The organism is Gimesia aquarii, assembly GCF_007748195.1.
GTDB classification, from domain to species: Bacteria; Planctomycetota; Planctomycetia; order Planctomycetales; family Planctomycetaceae; genus Gimesia; species Gimesia aquarii.
On record NZ_CP037920.1, the window covers coordinates 1,398,027 to 1,416,602 of the forward strand.

Here is an 18,576-nt window from a genome sequence, read left to right on the forward strand (position 1 = left end):
GGAAAGATTCCCTCGGACTTGACGTTCACGATACTGGAAGCTGCCTTTCGGACCTGATTGGCCAATCCCGTTTAGTGTAGTCTTGGGATTGCAGAAGTTCCTCAAATTCGAATTAGTTGCAGCAAGACTTTGGAGCTGGAGCACAGCAAGTTGGCTTTGGAGCTGGTGCACAGCAAGTAGGAGCTGGAGCACAGCAGCTTCGGGACTTGTGGTTGCAGCAACGAATTCTTACTTTACGGCAACGATCTTTGCAACGGTTGAACATCTTTCCGCAACGGTCTTTGCAACGGTTCATGAAGTTTCCTCTGAACAGTTTTTTACGACCACAGCATGAGTTATCACATGTGTTGCAGCAGGTCTTAGGAGCTGGAGCACAGCAAGTCTTAGGAGCTGGGGCACAGCAAGTTTTGGGAGCTGGAGCACAGCACTTAGGAGCAGGAGCGCAACAAGTTTTAGGAGCTGGGGCACAGCATGTAGGAGCAGGAGCACAGCATCCTTTACCAAGGAAGCTAGCAGCTTCAGCAGATACGCCAGCACAACAAACAACCGCAACGGCGGCAACATAACTTAACAATTTCATTTAGGCAATCTCCAAGGATTCGCTTCGTGGACGGTCGTGAGGTACTCTGTCATGGTTGATTCAGGTGAGGTTTCCCGATCAACCTGAGAGTCCATAGCCTCACGTAATTAAAAAGGTAAACCTGAATATCTTTTCGGCCATAATTGCCAAATGGTCCTTGAATAAACATAAAATTGTCGTGTCTTCCCCGAAAGTGGGTCCTGAAACGTCATTTGTATCGATTATGAGGTCCCTTCGAATGTGTCCGCTCACCTGAGAGAACTATCACTTCATTTTCTGGCAGAAATAACTGTGTCTGTTTGTATATTTTAGATTCCTTAGAAATGACTACCTTCACCTCAAATCTGGAAATCATAGAAAATCCGACTCAGGAGTCCTTCCTGAGCCCTTGAATGAGTTGTATTCAAGCGGGGTATGTATAGGATTGAGATAAAGTCACGCAATGTGTATTAAACAGGCAGCTTTTTATGTGATCGTATGTTTAATTTGAATGGACATCTATGAGAAAAGTGTTTGTTCTTGAAGAGCGGACACACGTTAGTTCTGAGCTTCAATGGCAATTTGAAGAGGAGTCAGATTGGAGCATTCGTGGGTTTTCCTCTGAGTCTAATTTGTTTCAGCAATGTCTTCAGGAAATCCAGGCAGATCTAATCGTAGTTATTAATCTGAGTATTAGTAAGCAAATTTGTTTGCAGTTTTTACAAAAGTGGCTGTCAGCAAGAGTCTCGTTTCCTGTCATCATTTTCTCGGAAGAACCTCTCCAAAATCTGGAATGGGCCCTCCGAGAGCTGGGAGTCTTTCATTTGCAAATAGGCAGTTTGGAGCCGGAAAGAATTGCAAAAATTTGTCGATGGCATTTGGGAGCAACAACATCAAGATCGAAGTCATAATCACGAACACTGCACTTTCATGAATCGATACTCACGCTGCAGATAGTGCAGGTCATTTATCTTACTTGTTCAGATTCTATAGAATGAACTGAGATTTCTTGAAACACAAATCAATAATGTCGTTATTGGAAAGAACATCAAACTGATGAGTAATTCTGAAATAAATGAAATGAATATACAAAGTTGTCTGAATGATCTTATGGATCCAGTATTTGAGAAACCTTTATCTTCTTCAGGATTTCTGAAAGAAACAACGGTTGGCGATTCCGGTCAGGTTCATGTGCTGATTGAATTGCCTGTTCCTTCTTACCCTTTACAGTCTGAGTTATCCGAGCAGATTCAAAGTGCGATTCAAAAACAGTTCCCCGAATGTCAAGATGTAAACGTGGAATATACTACTAATATTAAAGGGAAACAGTCGGGGGGTCGGCTGGGACTTAATGTGAAAAATATTATTGCCGTGGGGGCTGGCAAAGGAGGCGTTGGCAAAAGCACAGTGGCAGCGAGTTTGGCTTATAGCCTCAAGCAATTTGGTGCTCGTGTTGGCTTGGTTGATGCTGATGTTTATGGCCCCAGTATCCCACATCTGGTGGGCACAAGCGAAAAGCCAGTGGCGCAGGAGTTTCAAGGAAAAGATGGCCAGACAATGACTCGTATCGTTCCGGTTGAGGCAAACGGTTTGAAGGTGATGTCGATGGCATTTTTTGTCGAGCCCGATCAAGCTGTCATCTGGCGGGGGCCAATGTTGCATAAAGCGATCACACAATTTCTGCAGGATACAGAATGGGGAGAACTCGACTATCTTATTATTGATATGCCTCCTGGAACAGGTGATGTCTCGTTAACATTGTCTCAATTACTTGAATTGGCAGGTGCAGTGATTGTCTGCTCTCCTCAACAAGTGGCTTTGTTGGATGCAGTAAAAGCAGTGCAAATGTTTCGTCAGGTAAAAATTCCTGTCTTGGGAATCATCGAGAACATGTCTGGTGAGGTATTTGGACAGGGGGGTGCCCAGGCGAAAGGCGAAGAATTAGAAATCCCCTTCTTGGGAGAGATTCCCATGAATGCGGAAATCCGCATCAAATCTGATTCGGGAAACATTTCTCAATTAGTAGAAGAGGGCTCGGAAGCACAAATTCATTTACTCAAGGTTGCAGAAAACGTGGCTATTGAAATTGCCCGCAATCTGATCGCGAATCCCACTCGACCGCCTTTGGAAATTCTCTAGTGCCTCTAAAACCAAATTCAACAGCACATAATTCGACAACTAAAATGATTAGCATTGAAGAACTATTAGAAGAATTTAAGCATCTCGCCGATTGGGAAGAGCGTTGCGATTTTCTGATCGATCTGGGATTTGAACTTCCTGCCATGCCCGATTCAGAAAAAACGGAGGCGAACCGTGTGCATGGATGTCAGAGTATGGTCTGGCTTACCACAGATCTAAAACAGGTCGGAGACCAAAAGGTCCTGGAGATTAATGCGGACAGCGATGCATTAATTGTCAAAGGATTAATAGCTGTTCTACTTGCAATTTATAATAGTAAAACACCGGAAGAAGTCCTGAACATCGATGTGGAACAGTATTTTTCTGAGTTACAGCTAGATAAATATCTTAGCTCTCAAAGAAAAAATGGTTTATTTGGGATGGTTGAGCGAGTTCAGCAGGAAGCAAAAACGCTGTCTGGTCAAACTTAATAATCTACTATCTCGTCAGGAATTCAGTACGTGGTCTGTGATTAATCATCGACAACGTTCTTTCCTGGAAGTGGGATCGCTTCAAAGTGGAAATCAATGGGAGCTGAAGTAATCAGGGTTGGAGCCAGATAAGTGAATTGGTAACTTGTCTCTGCTTGCGGTAAATCAGTAAATTGATAGAGCACGCTAATCTTTCCCGTGCTTTCCAAAGTGGTTTGAGATGATCCGTTCAACCAATACTTTTTACCTTGCGGGTTCTGTAGAAATGCTCGATTGTGGTAAATCCATGTTCGATGTGATTCGAAAGCAGGGCCACTATAGTCATAGCTCAAAGCTATGCGAATATTCAGATTCTGTTTGAAATCATGTTTCATTTTCTCTGCATCAATCAATTCGACTGAAATATTTCCCCGTCGGCGAAGTGCTCCCTTTGATCGCGAAAGATGATCAAAGGTAATTGGTAGAGTTTCAGCCGCCAGTTCCATTTTTAGCCGTCCCTGAAACTCAATGGTCTTTGGAAGTTGATTGCGATCCAAGATCCATTGCATCGAAAATTTTAAATTCTTACCCCCTTCTCCCAGAGGAAGCTCATATTTCGCGTAGGGATTAAAAGGGAGAAGCTTGTGTGTCTTGTTCCCTTTTGCCTCTAATTCACTAGATGAGTAACTCAGAAATAAAGGTCTTAAACGTGGTTCAACCTGAATCAAAAATGTGGTCCGTAAGAGTTCTCGGCTTTTGCTGCCTACGAGAGGTCGTCTGAGAAACTTTTCGATCTCAATCCGAAAAGGTCCGCTGTAGCAGACATAAGTGGTTTCTGCTAATGGGTTCTGCTGATTCTGGCGAATCTGATTGAATTCCAAATGTCCATTCGAACTATTAATTTGATAAGCCAGGTGTCGTTTTCGAGAGAGATCATCAATGGCTTTCCAGAAGGGACGGTCGACAAAATTGACGTCGATCTTAGCTTTTAATAGAGCCTTCGATAAATTCGCCGTATCAAGCAGGTTCCCGGTTTGCTCAGTGATTTTTATGAAAATCATATGAAGCGAGTGTTTGCCTCTCAAATTAACAGTTGAGGCCTTAATGGAATCTTTTGCGACCCGCTTTTCAATCTGCTTTCGTATGCGTTGGAGGGTGTCTCGAACAGAATTACTCGAGACGAGTTCTGGTGGGGGCAGTAAAGACAGAACAGGTTTTCCCAACGAGACTAACTCTATTTCAGCTTGTTGTCGAACAACACGCTGATTCGAATCCAGCTTTTTGATGAGTTTAGCAATCTGCTGCTTCATCTGAGCTTTTTTTGTTATTTCTGGTTTCTGGTCAAAAGCGTTTGATTCCGCCATCATCCAAAAACATGTCAGATAAAAAAAAGGAATTCCAAAATGAAGCCAGGTACGCCACACAAGAAGGTTTCCATCTCAAGTAGATAGATTTGAATTAAGCTCCCTGAAGAAGCACTATAATATTGTAGCCGATTCGTATGCCATGAAAACACCAGGAAGATCAGGTAATACAATTAGTGTATTCATTATAATTGATACTGCTATTTCAATACTTGCTTCTTAACGCTCTGATTTGATGCAGATATTGTTTTATCGAATCCCCTTCTAAAACGGGTATTACACTTATCATTAGAGAGAACTCACAAATCTGTTTTCTACTAAAGGTCTTCTGGATGTTAACCTGCTTTCGTATCATTCCACTCTGTTTTCTGGGAGCGAGCCTCTTTTTCTTTTCAGGCGTAACTGCGCTGGCTAAGCCCCCTTCTCTTATCGAGATGAAAACCAAAAACGATACATTCATTGGGAAATCAATTGCCCATAATCATGATATCAGTTGGATGGTCGATCAGACCGGCAAGTTATCTGAGGTTGCATTAAAGGATGTCACTTCGTTCCGACGAGTCTCTTCTGAATTTCAAAGACTACCGTTAAATAAAATGAAGCTACGGTTACAGGAAGAGTTTGGCCCCTTTTTTGAAGTCATCTCAACTCGACATTATCTGATTTGTGCACCAAGAGGAAAGGCGAAAGCCTATGGTGGGATATTTGAAGAATTGTATCAATCGTTTTCACATTATTTTGCCTTGCGTGGATATCAGGTAAAAACTCCTGAGTTTTTGATGGTGACGGTAATTTTTCCAGATCAGGATCAGTTTTTCAAATATTGCAAGAAGGACCATGTCAGAACTGGGCAAGGTCTGCTGGGGTATTACCATCCACACACGAATCGGACTGCTCTCTTCGATCGAAGGACTGCATCAAAATCTGCCGGCCTTCAAGAGCATCAAGATGAAAACGAATCAATTTATTCGCGAGTTTCGAATAATGGTAAAAATATTACGGAAGCGTTACGAGATACAATTATCCACGAAGCCACGCATCAAGTCGCATTTAATACAGGCTTGCACTCACGGGTTGGTGATAATCCCCGCTGGGTTGTGGAAGGTTTAGCGACGACATTTGAGTCAGATGAACTGCGGTCTCATACGGGTGGTCGTGCCAAATCGATCTCGCGCGTGAATCGAGATCGACTTTTGTGGTTTACAAATTATGCACAAAAACGTCGTAAAAAAGATTCACTTCGATCATTCATTCGAGAAGACGCTTTATTTCATTCAGCGACATTTGACGCTTACGCAGAAGCATGGGCATTGACCTTTTATCTGGTGGAAACACGACCTGCTCGGTATGCACGTTACCTGAAGCAGATCTCACAACGTGATCCACTGAAAAAATACACACCTGAAGCCAGAGAGAAAGATTTCAAAAACGTATTTAAAACGAATCTTCAAGCTCTGGAAGTCGACTATCTGAAATTCATGGATCAGTTAGCTCAAGATCTAATTAAGCAGAATTAAGCAGCCGGTCTTACTAAATCCTGTTCCATCGCAGATACAACCAATGCACCACGGGCGATCGAAAGTTGTTCGTCTTGAACATGAGTTACCTGTTGAGAATCAAATCGAACTTGTCTGTTAGATAGATTGTGTACCAGGAATTCTCCGAACCCTTCAATGTGAGATAACTCACCCAGATAGACGATGGGAAGTTTCTCAAGCGTGGTAAGATAGTGTTGCATTGCTTCCATTTGTAAGACGAAATGATCTAACAGGCTGTCGAGTAGTGACTCATACCAGCTGGCGATCACGGAGTGATTAGTAAGAAAAGGGCTGATATTAATTCCCGGGTTGCGTCGTTTCAGTTTGGCTTTCTCTGTATCTGGAACCTGCTGACCTTCTGAATTTGTGGTAAACAGTTTTAAGGAATTAGCCAGTTGCTCATCCATCCATTCACTCCCATAGGGAGCCGAATGCTGGATCACCATTCGGCTTTGATGAATTAAGCCAATTTCTGAGTGAGAGTGGCCGAGGTAGACTGCATATCCTGACAATCGCGAAATGGCAGGAAACGCGGATAAGCCTGCCGCTAATGAAATACTCGTTGCTAACGGAGTATAACCTTGTAATGTAATCAATTGAGAGACCAGCTTATTTAAAGATGAAGTCGCATCAGTCCCTGGCGTCATGAAGGAACAATACTCACCAGTTTTTTTTGATTTGGGAAGGATTGATTGGATCAAGGTTGAGAGTAACTGTCGGTGGACAGGGTCGTTTAAAACCAACTCTCCTTTCGAAAAAAGAGGATATAAAGGCAAATTCGAAAATCGTGCAATTTGGCACGCTCTCTCTCCTGGAATAATCAAACTGTCTTCACAACAAAGAAAAGGGGTTGTGAGTTTTCGTAGAAAGAAACGGTTTTCTTTCGTATCTTCCATGATGGTATATGCGGTATCAATCGATCGGCTCGTTAATTTTTGGTTGGAATCGTTTTGTAATGTTCTGAGGCTGTTTGAGCCAATATGCAATGAAGTGCTCATTTTTGGATCACTCCCTGCATTGCCTGTAACACTCGATCGAGTATCCCGGATGTATCGTTTGCTTTTTCAGATGGCTGATGATTCGAAGTGACTGAACGAGAACTCTTTTTAGAATCCCTATTTTCTTCAGGAGATTTTGAAGCTTCCGGATGAGGCCTGTCAAATCGAAACGCAGGTGTTTTCAATGTTTTTTCTGCTCGCTCTGAACGCGGTTTTGCTGAGACCGCATTTGTTGCTTCAGCGTTCACTGGGATCTTTGATCCACGGTCTGTTTGTTTGTTGAAATGAGGGCCTTTGAGTATTTCTCGTTGATCGATACGTGCGGATCTGGTTTGGTGACGTCCATAAATAAAGTTGTCGGTCGGAATCTGAGGTGTTTCTTCAATGACGGGGATGTTATTTTCCAGGATTTGTTCCAGAAGAGATTTTTCCGGTAATGGAGGTAGTGATTCCCAATTTGCAACGAGAGCTACTTCTGACTCAGGGGACATTGTTGTTTGCTGCTGACCATCTTTTAGTGTATCACGTTTTGCTTTGGTTTTTTTATGGTAGAATCTCCAGCCCATAACACCAGCAAATGTCAGTAAGAGATATACGCTCCAATGAGACCAGAACGAAGAGCCAGCCTTCGATTCTGCCTCTTCAAGTTTGATTAAATCATTCTCCGATAGAACCTGGATTGCTTCGGCAGGAGGAGCGGGTGCCGCCTTTAAATGCATTTCAGGAACAGTAGGGGTGGCAGTGAGTTCTTTGTCCTGTTGGTTTGATTGATCTTTTGGCTCTTGGCCCCTGTTTTCAACGTGCGTAACTTTCGGTTTGGTATCCAAGTCCAGATTCGCAGTTGTTTGTTGTAGTAGGGGACCATTGAGTTGGAGCTGCTTATCTTCTAAATCAAGACGAGGTTCTTCTGTAGCACCCGGGATATTTTCTGGATGAGCTACTCCTTGAAACGTTTCCTGAATGTCTTTCTTCACGGGGGGCACTTGTTGAAAACGAGATGTCTCCAAAGGCAATGATACAGGAGCATTCATCTCTGCTGGAGATGCGAGAACATTAAATTCTTCTGCGTGTAACTGTAAAGGGGCTGGTAGGGATTTGGGTACCAACGAGAGATCGAGGCTCTGTTTGGCATTCAAAACGAGTACCGTGCCTGTATCCAGTTTGGTTGTCAGCTTATTTGTTGTGAAAGCAGCTTTGTGTCTGCCCCGATGAGGTGGAATCACTTTAATGGTTCGCGCGATTTGTGGGTACTTTTCTATCGGTTGATTCAAACAGCGCAAGATGCTAGCTAGATCAGCTATTTCTGGTTGCAGACCAAATACGATCGGACGGTTTAATAAGTTGATTATGGCAACTTGAATCAGTTCAGGTGATCCTTGTTGTTGATTTCTTTGATTGTAGTTCCACTGTTGGTTTGAGACATCATCAATCACTCTGGCAGATGATTTCATAGCAAGCAGCACATCACCATTCATCAGTGGAAACTCTTGATCTGCTGAGTAAAAGAGATTCTGGCTGATGCGTCCACCGCGAATAATACGAATGATACCCGATGATTTTGCGGTCAATCCGCCTGCTCTGGAGATCACTTTATTCAATTGCAGGTCTTGGTCGGCAACTTCATATGCAGCACAATGTGCAAATTCACCTAGTAGTCCAATCACCGCGGTCTGCTTCTGTGGTTGTCCGTCGATTTCATGGAATTCAGTTTGCGCATTAATGACACTCAATGATCCAGAACAGAGGATCATGATCGAAAACATAAAACAAAATACGCGCCAGCAGAACATCTAGCCTTCCTTATGGCAATTTGACAAAGGTAGAAGGGCATCGAGGAGAGTCCGTATAATCAGTAAAATCGGCATAATCTGAGTTCAAGCATCACCCAAAGTATCGGAATTCAGGGAAAACCTATGATTCAGAGAGAGCCCACGAAAAAGTGGTAAGTATTTATCTATAAAAGGCTTGAAATTATCATCAGAATAGAGCGGGGGTATTTATTCCAAGTGATTTGTGATGTTGATAGGATAAAGACATAAATGAAGCGCATGTGCGTTTTTAAATCGTAATTATGCATTTCATAATCAAATAAGCCCCTATTATAAAAGGGTTTATAGTTTGATGAGGCAGGATGATTTTGTGAATGTCACTAGTTTAACCGTTGAGAATTATTTGAAGGCAATATTACAGATTAGCCTCCAATCAAACTCAGAATGGATCAGTACCGGTGAGTTAGCCAAATATATGGATGTGGCCCCCGGAACGGTGACTAGTATGCTTAAAACCTTGAAGCATTCTGATCACGTTGAGTATCGTCCTTATGAGGGAGCCTGTTTAACGGAGAGCGGCAAACAGATGGCGATCCGTGTGCTTCGACGACATCGGTTAATAGAACTGTTCCTTGCTCAGACACTTAAACTTTCCTGGGATCAGGTTCATTCTGAAGCAGAGAATATGGAGCATGCCGTCAGTGATTTTCTTGTAGATCGTATTGATGAGTATCTTGAATTTCCCGAGACCGATCCACACGGTGATCCGATTCCATCCATTGATGGGCAGATGCGGCGTGCTTATCCCAACCTGACGAATTTATCTGATTGCCAAATCGGAATCCCGATCAAAATCGTTCAGGTGACTGATCAAGAAACAGAATTTTTGCGGTTTCTATCCCGATCAGGCTTAACCATTGGTTCTCAAGGCAGCGTCACTGAAAAAAATGTGGAAGCTGGAATTGTTGTCTCGGAATGGAATGGTCAAGTCATTTCAATGGGTGTGCATGTTGCCGAGAATGTTCGAGTCGTGCCTGTGAATAACTAATTATGCCTCATATAAGAGGGATTTTTGATTTACCATAACGGAGTTTGAGGAAACTCCTCCGTGTTGAAGAAAGAGAAGAAATTGAGTCATTTAATTTATGAGAATCCGTTGATTACTCGGTATGCGTCCCAGGAAATGAGCCAGATTTGGTCGGCTCAAAAAAAACATTCCACCTGGCGCAGATTATGGGTCGCACTTGCCGAGTCACAGCACGAAATGGGGCTCGGGATTTCAGCGGAACAGGTTCAATCGTTAAAAGAAGCTGTCGACGATATTGATTTCAAGCTGGCCGCTAAGTACGAAAAAGAACTGCGACACGATGTGATGGCTCATGTGCACACTTACGGTGACCGTTGTCCTGATTCGATGGCCATCATTCATCTCGGTGCCACCAGTTGTTTTGTAACTGACAACAGCGAACTAGTTATGATTCGCGAAAGTCTTGAGTGTGTGCGAGCCAGGCTTATTTCTGTGATCGATCATCTGGCTAGTTTTGCTAAAGAGAATCGTGATTTACCCTGTCTGGGATTCACTCATTTACAACCGGCTCAACCGACGACGATCGGAAAAAGAGCGACTCTCTGGTGTTATGATCTGATCCTCGACCTGGAAGAAATCGAATATCGTCTGGAAAAACTACGATTTCGAGGTGTGAAGGGAACCACGGGAACACAGGCGACCTTCCTCCAGCTTTTTAAAGGCGATCATGCAAAAGTAGATGAGCTGGATCGACGCGTGACGGAAAAAATGGGTTTCAGTGATCGCTATGCAGTGACCGGTCAAACCTATTCTCGCAAAGTGGATGCTCAGGTTTTGTCTACGTTGAGTGGCATTGGTCAGTCAGCACATAAAGCAGGTAACGACATTCGAATTCTGCAGAACCGGAAAGAACTGGAAGAGCCATTTGAGAAAAAACAAATCGGTTCCTCAGCTATGGCTTATAAGCGAAATCCGATGCGGTCCGAACGCATGTGTTCGCTGGCACGGTTTGCAATCAGCTTGACCGCGAACGCAGAAGATACGGCTGCGACTCAATGGATGGAACGAACGTTGGATGACAGTGCCAATCGGCGACTGTCTCTACCTCAGTCGTTTCTAGCCATCGATGCTGTATTAATTTTGTATCGGAATATTGTCGATGGGATGGTTGTTTATCCCAAAGTGATTGAGAAACATCTCAATGAAGAGCTCCCATTCATGGCGACGGAAGAATTTCTGATGGCCGGTGTTGCGGCAGGCGGTGATCGTCAGGAATTGCATGAACTCATTCGGGTTCATAGCCAGGCTGCTGGTGCAGAAGTGAAAGTGAATGGTGGACAGAATGATTTGATCGAACGCCTGCAAAAAGATCCCGCTTTCAAAGACTGTGATTTGAATAGTGCGCTCGACGCTCGAAAGTATATCGGGCGTGCACCGGAACAAGTGGATGCATTCATTGCCGAAATCATCGAACCAGTCAGGCAGCGCTATCAAAGCAATCTGAATCAGAGTACAGAAGATCTAAAAGTATAGCATCGCATCGATTTGACTTTGGTGGCTGACTCAAAATGAAGATGCCCCGATGATCAAGACCATCGGGGCATCCACTTCAGGGACTGTATAGTGCCATGCTACTACGTCAGAATATTTTTAATGACATGTGCCTCTTCAACACCTGTGAGTTTAGTATCCAATCCTTGAAATTCCACACTGAATTGTTGATGATTAATTCCGAGCAGGTGTAGCATAGTTGCATGTAGATCACGAACGTTGACAATGTTTTCTACGGAATTATACCCAAGTTCATCGGTTGCACCATAAGTAATTCCACCTTTTATCCCTCCTCCGGCCATCCACATGGAAAAACCTTTAATGTGGTGATCGCGACCTGCACCTCCTTTTCCCTGGAACATGGGAGTTCTGCCAAATTCCCCTCCCCAAATCACCAGTGTTTCCTCTAGCATCCCTCGTTGCTTCAGATCATTGATTAAAGCCCAGGTTGGTTGATCAGTTAAACCGCAGCAGGTATTCATGTATTTCACTAGGTCACCGTGATGGTCCCAACCGCGATGGTAAAGATGAATAAATCGAGATCCTCGTTCTGCCAGACGTCTCGCCAGCAGGCAATTAGTGGCATAGCTTCCAGATCCTGGTTCGGCACCATACATTTCCAATGTCTGTTTCGATTCTCCTGAAAGGTCCATGAGTTCGGGAACAGAGGTTTGCATTTTGAATGCCATTTCATAGGCGGCGATACGTGTTTCTATTTCCGGATTAGCGACACGCTGATTGCGGAATCGGTCCAGCTTTTGAACTGTTTCAATCAGTTCTTTTTGTTGCCGTGCATTCACACCTGCAGGGTTGTTTAAATAATTCACCGGATCACCGGTTGAATTGAATTGAACTCCCTGATAACGGCTGGGAAGAAACCCCGTGCCCCATTGCCGTGACGCGATTGGTTGAGGGTTTCGCCCACCTACACTGGTGAGTACGACAAAACCAGGCAGCTCTTCCGTTTCGCTACCTAATCCATATGTGATCCAAGATCCCATTGAAGGCCGCCCACTGATGGCAGTGCCTGTATTCATAAAAGTATGCGCGGGATCATGATTGATCTGCTCGGTGACCATCGAACGGATGATGCAGATGTCGTCGGCGATTTTTGCAGTCCAAGGCAGAAAATCGCTGATTTCCTGTCCGTTCTGACCGTACTTATGGAACTTAGTCAATGGCCCCTGGCATTTCAGGGCTTTGCCCTGCAACTGCGCAATCGGTTGACCTTTGGTGTAACTTTCAGGGAATGGTTTTCCATCCATTTCAGCCAATTTTGGTTTATAGTCAAACGTTTCAAGATGAGTAGGCCCACCTGCCATGCAGAGAAATATGACTCGTTTTGCTTTGGGAGCAAAATGTGGTAAGCCCGGTAACCCTCTCACTATAGATGGTTTTGCTACTGATTGCGCAACAGCACTTTTTTCGTTCGTTAGCAAAGAGCCCAGTGCGGCCGCTCCCAGTCCTACTCCCGAATTGGTAAGAAACGTTCGACGATTCAAGCCAGTTTGAATTTGATTCCAATTAATCATCACTTTAATTCCTCGTCACCACTTCATTCAGATTTAATAACGCACGAGTGACCTCCGTCCATGATGCCAACTCAATGTTATCAAGACCTTGTTTTGTTTTTGCTAAACCAGATTGTGTCAGTGATACCGCATCTTCGGGTTTTGATAGATATGTCTTGCGATTTAAATTCAACAGCGCCAAAAGAGCTTTAGATTCTATTTCTTCCGGGGAACGAGATGTCGCTTTCGAGAACGCATATTTGACTTTTTCTGTGTCGGATGTTCCTCCGTTTTGTAGAACCTCTTCTGCGAATTTTCGTGCGGCTTCGATGAAAGTCGGGTCGTTCAGAAGCGTGATTGCTGCAATAGGGGTATTCGATCGGGGACGCTGAGCCGTACATTCTTCACGGCTTGGGGCATCAAAGGCCTTTAACATAGGGTGGAGGAACTGTCGTTGCCAGTGCACATATAAGCCACGACGCCATTGTCGTTCATCAGAATGTGATACATACTTTCGTTTCGGAAAATTCAAGTGACGATAATAGCCGGCAGGCTGGTACGGTTTCACACTTGGGCCACCAATTTTGGTAATCAACAGGCCGCTGACAGCTAAAGCATTATCTCGCACCATTTCTGCAGGCAACCGGAAACGTGCCTGACGATTAACCAGTTGATTGTATGGGTCAAGCTTTCGTTGCTCTGGTGACTCAAGTGAAGATTGGCGATACGCTTTACTCATCACAATAAACTTGACCATTTGTTTGACGTTCCAGTTGTCATTGAAAAATTTCAGTGCCAATTGATCAAGGAGTTCCGGATAATGCGGTGGTCCTCCCTGCCCCCCAAAATCATCGAGAACGGGTGCAATACCATTCCCAAAGAAGAGATACCAAAAGCGATTCGCAAACACACGTGCCATCAATAATCCATAACCATTCTTGTCTGATAACCAGTTGGCGAGATCCAGGCGAGTCAGACGTTTCTCTCCATTACCCAAGGCACCTAGAAACTCGGGAATGGCTGGCTGAACAACAGGGCCCGAATCGTCCAGCCAATTACCTCGCGGGAGAATTCGAATGTCCCTTGGCTTAATCGAAACTGTAATCATGGTTTTCAATGCTTTTTTATCAATTGCCGTTCGCATTTTTTGTAATGCGTCTAATCTTTGCTTGAGCTGCGTCTGTTCTTTTGCCTGCTTTGTTGATTTCAAAGTTTTTTTCAGCGTTTTTATTTTCGATTCGAGTTCAGAAATTTGTTTTTGTTCTTCCTCAGAATAGAGGAAAAGTTCTGGTTCTCTTGCTGTTGGAAGAGCATTTGTCGCTTTTGTGAAATGTTGTGCTTCATCAATGTCAGCAAAAAAAGCGACTTGTGAGTAAAAATCTTTGATGGTGTAAGGATCGTACTTATGATCGTGGCATTGGCAACACCCCATGGTTGCTCCCATCCAGACGCCTGAAAAATTTCGGATGCGGTCGGCTGCATAGATAGCCAGGTATTCCTTGGGTTGTACACCCCCTTCATGTGAGGTTTGTAGCACGCGATTATATCCGGTAGCAATTTTTTGCTGCAGTGTCGGATTCGGCAATAAGTCCCCCGCTAATTGCTCTCGCGTAAATTGATCGAAGGGCATATTGTCATTAAACGCGTTGATGACATAATCACGGTAAGGCGAAATGTGATGGTCTTGATCGCCGTGATATCCCACTGTGTCTGCAAAGCGAACCAGGTCTAACCAATATATGGCCATCCGCTCGCCGTAATGTGGTGATGCCAGTAGTCGATCGACAAGTTTTTCATAGGCCTTAGCACTACGGTCATTTACAAACTCTTTGACTTCTTGTGGAGTGGGAGGCAGCCCAGTCAGATCGAAGCTGAGACGGCGGATCAGAGTAATCTTATCTGCTTCAACCGCTGGTTTCAGGTTCTGTTTTTCTAATCGAGACAGAATAAAATGGTCGATCCTATTCACGGGCCATTTCTGATTTTTTACTTTTGGAGTCGCAATGGGTTGTGGATTAACATAGGCCCAGTGCTTCGACCAGGGAGCTCCTTCTTCGATCCATCGTTTGAGCAATTGAATTTCGGCTGGCTTCAACGACTTTCCTGAATCAGCGGGAGGCATAACAAGATCAGGATCATTACTTGAGATGCGTTCGAAGAGCAAACTTTTCTCGGGTTGGCCTGACTCAATGATAAAAGCAGTTCCCGATTTCGCATTGATGCCACTTTCAATATCCAGACGTAAGTCTGCTTCTCGATGCGTAGCATCAGGTCCATGACAATGAAAGCAGTTTCGTGAAAGTATGGGCCGAATGTCACGGTTGAAGCTGATGTCTTTCGCTTCAGAGTAAACTTGAACGGGAAGCAAAAAAAATACAGTCAGTCCGATCCAGAAAGACCTTATGATTACCCGATGCATGGTAATTCGCCTCAGCCAAAGACGTGGAAGATACACCGAGAGTGGTAAGCGATCACAGCTTGGAAATCCAGGTACATCAAACACGTGGAAAACTGGTTTGGTGATACCGATCCGTAATCAAACGAGCTTACGGTAGCCAGACTCCCAAAGCCCGGCAGGTAGAATCATAATAGTTGACTTTTGAGTATGATCATTGCCAATCTATAATTTAATAATACCAGTCAATTTGGGATGACGCAATAATGAGTTCCCATGTTTGGTTCCGAATTTCAGCGTTTCATAACTTGACAATTGGCATTTTTCTAACGAACTTCATAAATCGGAATGTGTCATTGAAAATGAGTTGATTTCTAAAATTTAATTTATATAAGCAGGCGTTTATGATGCAGCCACCAACTTTTCAGGATATTCAAGAAGCAGTTCCCCGCGTCCGCCAAGTGTTGTCCCCTACTCCACTTTATGAGTGGCCAGGCTTAAGTCAGTTAACCGAGACCCAACTTTATTTAAAACATGAAAACCATCAGCCTGTGGGTGCGTTTAAAATCAGAGGAGGGATTAATTTAGTAAGTACTCTTTCTGATACGGAGCGTGAAGCAGGAATCATGGGATGTTCGACTGGCAATCATGGTCAGTCGTTAGCATACGCGGCTCGTATCTTTGGAATTAAATGTACGATTGTGGTTCCGAAAAATAATAACCCGGATAAAGTCCGTGCGATCAAATTACTGGGAGCGGACATCATTGAACATGGCGAAGACTTTGATGAAGCAAAACAATATCTGGAACACGTATTAGTTGATGGAAAACGTCGTTACGTGCATTCAGCGAATGAGCCGAAGCTGATTGCAGGGGTAGGAACTCAGGCGATTGAGATTTTTGAAAAACTGAACGCGCCTGATGTCATTATAGTTCCTGTGGGTATGGGCAGTGGTGTTTGTGGTACTGGGATCGTAGCCAAACACTTGAACCCAAAAACGGAAGTCATTGGTGTAGGAGCTGAGAACGCACCTGCAAATCAATTATCCTTTATAGCCGGTTCATTACAAACAACTGAAACCGCTCAAACCTGGGCAGAAGGAGTCGCCACCCGATCTTCGGCTGAGTTGACTCAGGAAATCATGAAGTCGGTCGTAGATGACTTTCTGCTGGTGAGTGAAGACGAGATGCGAATCGCCGCCTATCATACACTCAAAGAGACACACAATCTGGTAGAAGGGGCGGGAGCAGCAGCTTTAGCCGCGATTCTCAAAAACAAAGAACGATTTCAAGGTAAGAAAGTCGTTGCAATACTAAGCGGCGGTAATCTAAATCTGGCTGAACTTCCCGAGATTTTACGTTTGGGATCTCTCCAATAATCTATGATTTATTCGAACTTCGCCTCAGTCTGGCAAAATTAAACTCACTTAATTAATCCTTGTCTCTGAATTCAGTTCAACGTTTGATTGGAATTCCCTCTCCGTAATTGTTACCGTAAATGCCAAATTGGAATTAGTAAAAATAACAGGTTACTGTTAATTCCCAATTTGAACCCGCGAAACATATCGATTGAGGGAAGTATGAGATTCAAAGATCGTGTTGTGATTGTCACTGGCGGCAGTAAAGGTATTGGTGAAGGCTGCTCACGCGTGTTTTGTGAAGAGGGTGGTCTGGTCGCGATTCTGGCCCGAGGTATCGGTGCGGGGCAAGATTTAGCGCGCGAATTGAATGAAAAAGGCCCTGGGAAGGCGATCTTCGTTCAATGCGATGTCGGCGAGCATCAACAAATTTTATCTGCCATCGAAATGGTTGTGGAACAATTTGGCCGACTGGATTGTATTATCAATAATGCAGGGTTCCATCCACCAGCGATGTCTCTTGAAGAAACCAGTATCGAGGAAATGGAAGAGTTGATGCGTGTCAACTTTCTCAGTACGTTTGCTGGGGCTAAGTATGCCTTGCCATATTTACGTAAAACAAAAGGGACTATCATCAATATGTCGTCGATGACGGCCGTGTTAGGACAACACCATTCAACCGCCTATTGTTCAACTAAAGGTGCTCAAGTCAGCTTTACCAAATCATTGGCGATTGAACTGGGCGAAGCTGGGGTAAGAGTGAATGCAATTCTCCCCAGTAATATCGATACTCCTCTAATGCGTGATTGGGCTGCGACACTTCCTGATTCAGAAAATGCGTTGAAGCGGGTTGCCGATCTTCAGGTTTTCAAAAGGATGGGAACGATCGAAGAAATGGGCCGCCTGGCTCTGTTCCTAGCGACAGAGGATTCGAGCTTTCTCACAGGCCAGGCAATCGAAGCCGAGGGAGGCGCCAGTCTCGATTATTGAAAGCTTAGACAACACGATGTCAAAGTAGATCTCTTTACAAGTAGATCACTTGAAATTCTAATTCTTAGTTTAATGCAAAACTGAACAGAAAATAGAGAGAGAAGGAACAAGATATGACAGGTATGCGCAGAGTATTTCGTTTTTTGGCTGTTGCTGTTTTCCTTGGGATGGCGTATCAAACTTACGGAAATCTGGTGGAAGAATATAAGAACGGTTTAGTTTGGAAAGAGCCAGCTATTGTGACGACAAGTCCCAATAAGCCACCCTCTGACGCGATCGTCTTGTTCGATGGAAAAAACCTGAATCAGTGGAAAAACGGCGATCAATGGATCATCAAGGACGGTTATGCAATTACCACAAATACAGATATTGAAACCAAGCAATCATTTGGTGACTGTCAACTTCATATAGAATGGGCGACCCCAGAAAAAATCGAAGGAAAAGGTCAGGGGCGTGGCAATAGTGGTGTGTTCCTGATGGGTAAATATGAAGTTCAAGTCCTCGATTCCTATCAGAACAAAACCTACTTTGATGGTCAGGCGGGAGCCATTTATAAACAGTGGCCTCCGATGGTCAATGCCTGCCGCAAACCAGGGGAATGGCAAACATACGATATCATCTTTACCGCACCCCGGTTTGATGTATATGGACAACTGGTAAAGCCCGCATATATTACAGTCATTCAAAATGGCGTCGTTGTGCAAAATCATTCTGAACTGCAAGGTGGTACTTTTTACCATCAACCTCCTTTTTATACTGCTCATGAAGAGAAACTGCCCATCCGACTTCAGTTTCACAAAAATAAGACAAAATTTCGTAATATCTGGATACGTGAAATTTCCGAAGTTCACCCCATCGGTTGTGTTTGTCCCGAGTGAGTTCTATCTTATTCAAGACAACATATATTGCTGATCTGAGTAATTGATTG

Annotated in this window: 14 protein-coding genes; 9 read left to right on the forward strand and 5 right to left on the reverse strand. The window is 44.0% G+C overall.

Going from position 1 to position 18,576, the window contains the following annotated elements; all coding sequences use genetic code 11:
- The first annotated feature begins 116 nt into the window (after positions 1–116).
- The 3 genes from V144x_RS28295 to V144x_RS05785 all read left to right on the forward strand — a co-directional run bounded on the left by V144x_RS28295 (position 117) and on the right by V144x_RS05785 (position 3,168).
- Entirely contained in the window at positions 117–566 is a 450-nt protein-coding gene (locus tag V144x_RS28295; RefSeq protein WP_197998775.1) for a hypothetical protein, read from the forward strand.
- Between the two features lie 1,073 nt (positions 567–1,639).
- Complete coding sequence (locus tag V144x_RS05780; protein ID WP_232102727.1) at positions 1,640–2,698, forward strand: Mrp/NBP35 family ATP-binding protein; 1,059 nt, start codon at positions 1,640–1,642, stop codon at positions 2,696–2,698.
- Positions 2,698–3,168, forward strand: coding sequence for a SufE family protein (locus tag V144x_RS05785; RefSeq protein ID WP_232102728.1), 471 nt, complete (start codon positions 2,698–2,700; stop codon positions 3,166–3,168). Before V144x_RS05780 ends, V144x_RS05785 begins: the two co-directional genes overlap by 1 nt.
- A 41-nt stretch (positions 3,169–3,209) precedes the next feature.
- Here V144x_RS05785 and V144x_RS05790 read toward each other — a convergent pair whose 3' ends face one another.
- Positions 3,210–4,571: a hypothetical protein gene (locus V144x_RS05790; RefSeq protein WP_144982729.1), complete on the reverse strand. Its 1,362-nt coding sequence runs from the start codon at positions 4,569–4,571 to the stop codon at positions 3,210–3,212.
- Between the two features lie 272 nt (positions 4,572–4,843).
- Here V144x_RS05790 and V144x_RS05795 point away from each other — a divergent pair, with 272 nt between their 5' ends.
- Positions 4,844–6,028 (forward strand): DUF1570 domain-containing protein, encoded by a 1,185-nt coding sequence (locus tag V144x_RS05795; RefSeq protein ID WP_144982732.1) that lies wholly within the window; start codon positions 4,844–4,846, stop codon positions 6,026–6,028.
- On the opposite strand, the gene V144x_RS05800 is transcribed toward V144x_RS05795, so the two are convergent.
- Both V144x_RS05800 and V144x_RS05805 read right to left on the reverse strand, forming a co-directional pair.
- Positions 6,025–7,047, reverse strand: coding sequence for a disk-shape morphogenesis protein volactin (locus tag V144x_RS05800; protein WP_144982735.1), 1,023 nt, complete (start codon positions 7,045–7,047; stop codon positions 6,025–6,027). The two genes, V144x_RS05795 and V144x_RS05800, sit on opposite strands and share 4 nt — an antisense overlap.
- Positions 7,044–8,837 carry a hypothetical protein gene (locus V144x_RS05805; protein ID WP_144982738.1) on the reverse strand — a complete coding sequence of 598 codons (1,794 nt, stop codon included), beginning with the start codon at positions 8,835–8,837 and terminating at the stop codon, positions 7,044–7,046. The genes V144x_RS05800 and V144x_RS05805 overlap by 4 nt, the downstream gene beginning before the upstream one ends.
- Before the next feature lie 349 nt (positions 8,838–9,186).
- On the opposite strand from V144x_RS05805, the gene V144x_RS05810 reads away from it, so the two are divergent.
- Both V144x_RS05810 and purB read left to right on the forward strand, forming a co-directional pair.
- Complete coding sequence (locus tag V144x_RS05810; protein WP_232098888.1) at positions 9,187–9,864, forward strand: metal-dependent transcriptional regulator; 678 nt, start codon at positions 9,187–9,189, stop codon at positions 9,862–9,864.
- Positions 9,865–9,924: 60 nt separating this feature from the next.
- Positions 9,925–11,376, forward strand: a complete 1,452-nt coding sequence (purB, locus tag V144x_RS05815; protein ID WP_232102729.1) for an adenylosuccinate lyase — start codon at positions 9,925–9,927, stop codon at positions 11,374–11,376.
- Between the two features lie 101 nt (positions 11,377–11,477).
- On the opposite strand, the gene V144x_RS05820 is transcribed toward purB, so the two are convergent.
- Both V144x_RS05820 and V144x_RS05825 read right to left on the reverse strand, forming a co-directional pair.
- Positions 11,478–12,926, reverse strand: coding sequence for a DUF1501 domain-containing protein (locus tag V144x_RS05820; RefSeq protein WP_144982744.1), 1,449 nt, complete (start codon positions 12,924–12,926; stop codon positions 11,478–11,480).
- Positions 12,927–12,930: 4 nt separating this feature from the next.
- Complete coding sequence (locus V144x_RS05825) at positions 12,931–15,324, reverse strand: PSD1 and planctomycete cytochrome C domain-containing protein (protein WP_144982747.1); 2,394 nt, start codon at positions 15,322–15,324, stop codon at positions 12,931–12,933.
- Positions 15,325–15,704: 380 nt separating this feature from the next.
- Between V144x_RS05825 and V144x_RS05830 the strand changes: the two genes are divergently transcribed.
- From V144x_RS05830 to V144x_RS05840, 3 genes are all read left to right on the forward strand, one after another.
- Positions 15,705–16,679 carry a threonine ammonia-lyase gene (locus V144x_RS05830; protein WP_144982750.1) on the forward strand — a complete coding sequence of 325 codons (975 nt, stop codon included), beginning with the start codon at positions 15,705–15,707 and terminating at the stop codon, positions 16,677–16,679.
- Positions 16,680–16,880: 201 nt separating this feature from the next.
- Complete coding sequence (locus V144x_RS05835) at positions 16,881–17,648, forward strand: SDR family oxidoreductase (RefSeq protein ID WP_144982753.1); 768 nt, start codon at positions 16,881–16,883, stop codon at positions 17,646–17,648.
- 113 nt (positions 17,649–17,761) lie between these two features.
- Positions 17,762–18,526 carry a 3-keto-disaccharide hydrolase gene (locus V144x_RS05840; RefSeq protein WP_144982756.1) on the forward strand — a complete coding sequence of 255 codons (765 nt, stop codon included), beginning with the start codon at positions 17,762–17,764 and terminating at the stop codon, positions 18,524–18,526.
- Positions 18,527–18,576: the final 50 nt, after the last annotated feature.

Excerpts from the sequence above, each read along its gene's own strand:
- V144x_RS05840 (WP_144982756.1), top strand. The coding sequence starts at position 17,762 with ATGACAGGTATGCGCAGAGTATTTCGTTTTTTGGCTGTTGCTGTTTTC.
- V144x_RS05825 (WP_144982747.1), bottom strand. The coding sequence starts at position 15,324 with ATGCATCGGGTAATCATAAGGTCTTTCTGGATCGGACTGACTGTATTT.
- V144x_RS05780 (WP_232102727.1), top strand. The coding sequence starts at position 1,640 with ATGAATATACAAAGTTGTCTGAATGATCTTATGGATCCAGTATTTGAG.
- V144x_RS05830 (WP_144982750.1), top strand. The coding sequence starts at position 15,705 with ATGATGCAGCCACCAACTTTTCAGGATATTCAAGAAGCAGTTCCCCGC.
- V144x_RS05835 (WP_144982753.1), top strand. The coding sequence starts at position 16,881 with ATGAGATTCAAAGATCGTGTTGTGATTGTCACTGGCGGCAGTAAAGGT.
- V144x_RS05820 (WP_144982744.1), bottom strand. The coding sequence starts at position 12,926 with ATGATTAATTGGAATCAAATTCAAACTGGCTTGAATCGTCGAACGTTT.
- V144x_RS05800 (WP_144982735.1), bottom strand. The coding sequence starts at position 7,047 with ATGAGCACTTCATTGCATATTGGCTCAAACAGCCTCAGAACATTACAA.
- V144x_RS05795 (WP_144982732.1), top strand. The coding sequence starts at position 4,844 with ATGTTAACCTGCTTTCGTATCATTCCACTCTGTTTTCTGGGAGCGAGC.
- V144x_RS05805 (WP_144982738.1), bottom strand. The coding sequence starts at position 8,837 with ATGTTCTGCTGGCGCGTATTTTGTTTTATGTTTTCGATCATGATCCTC.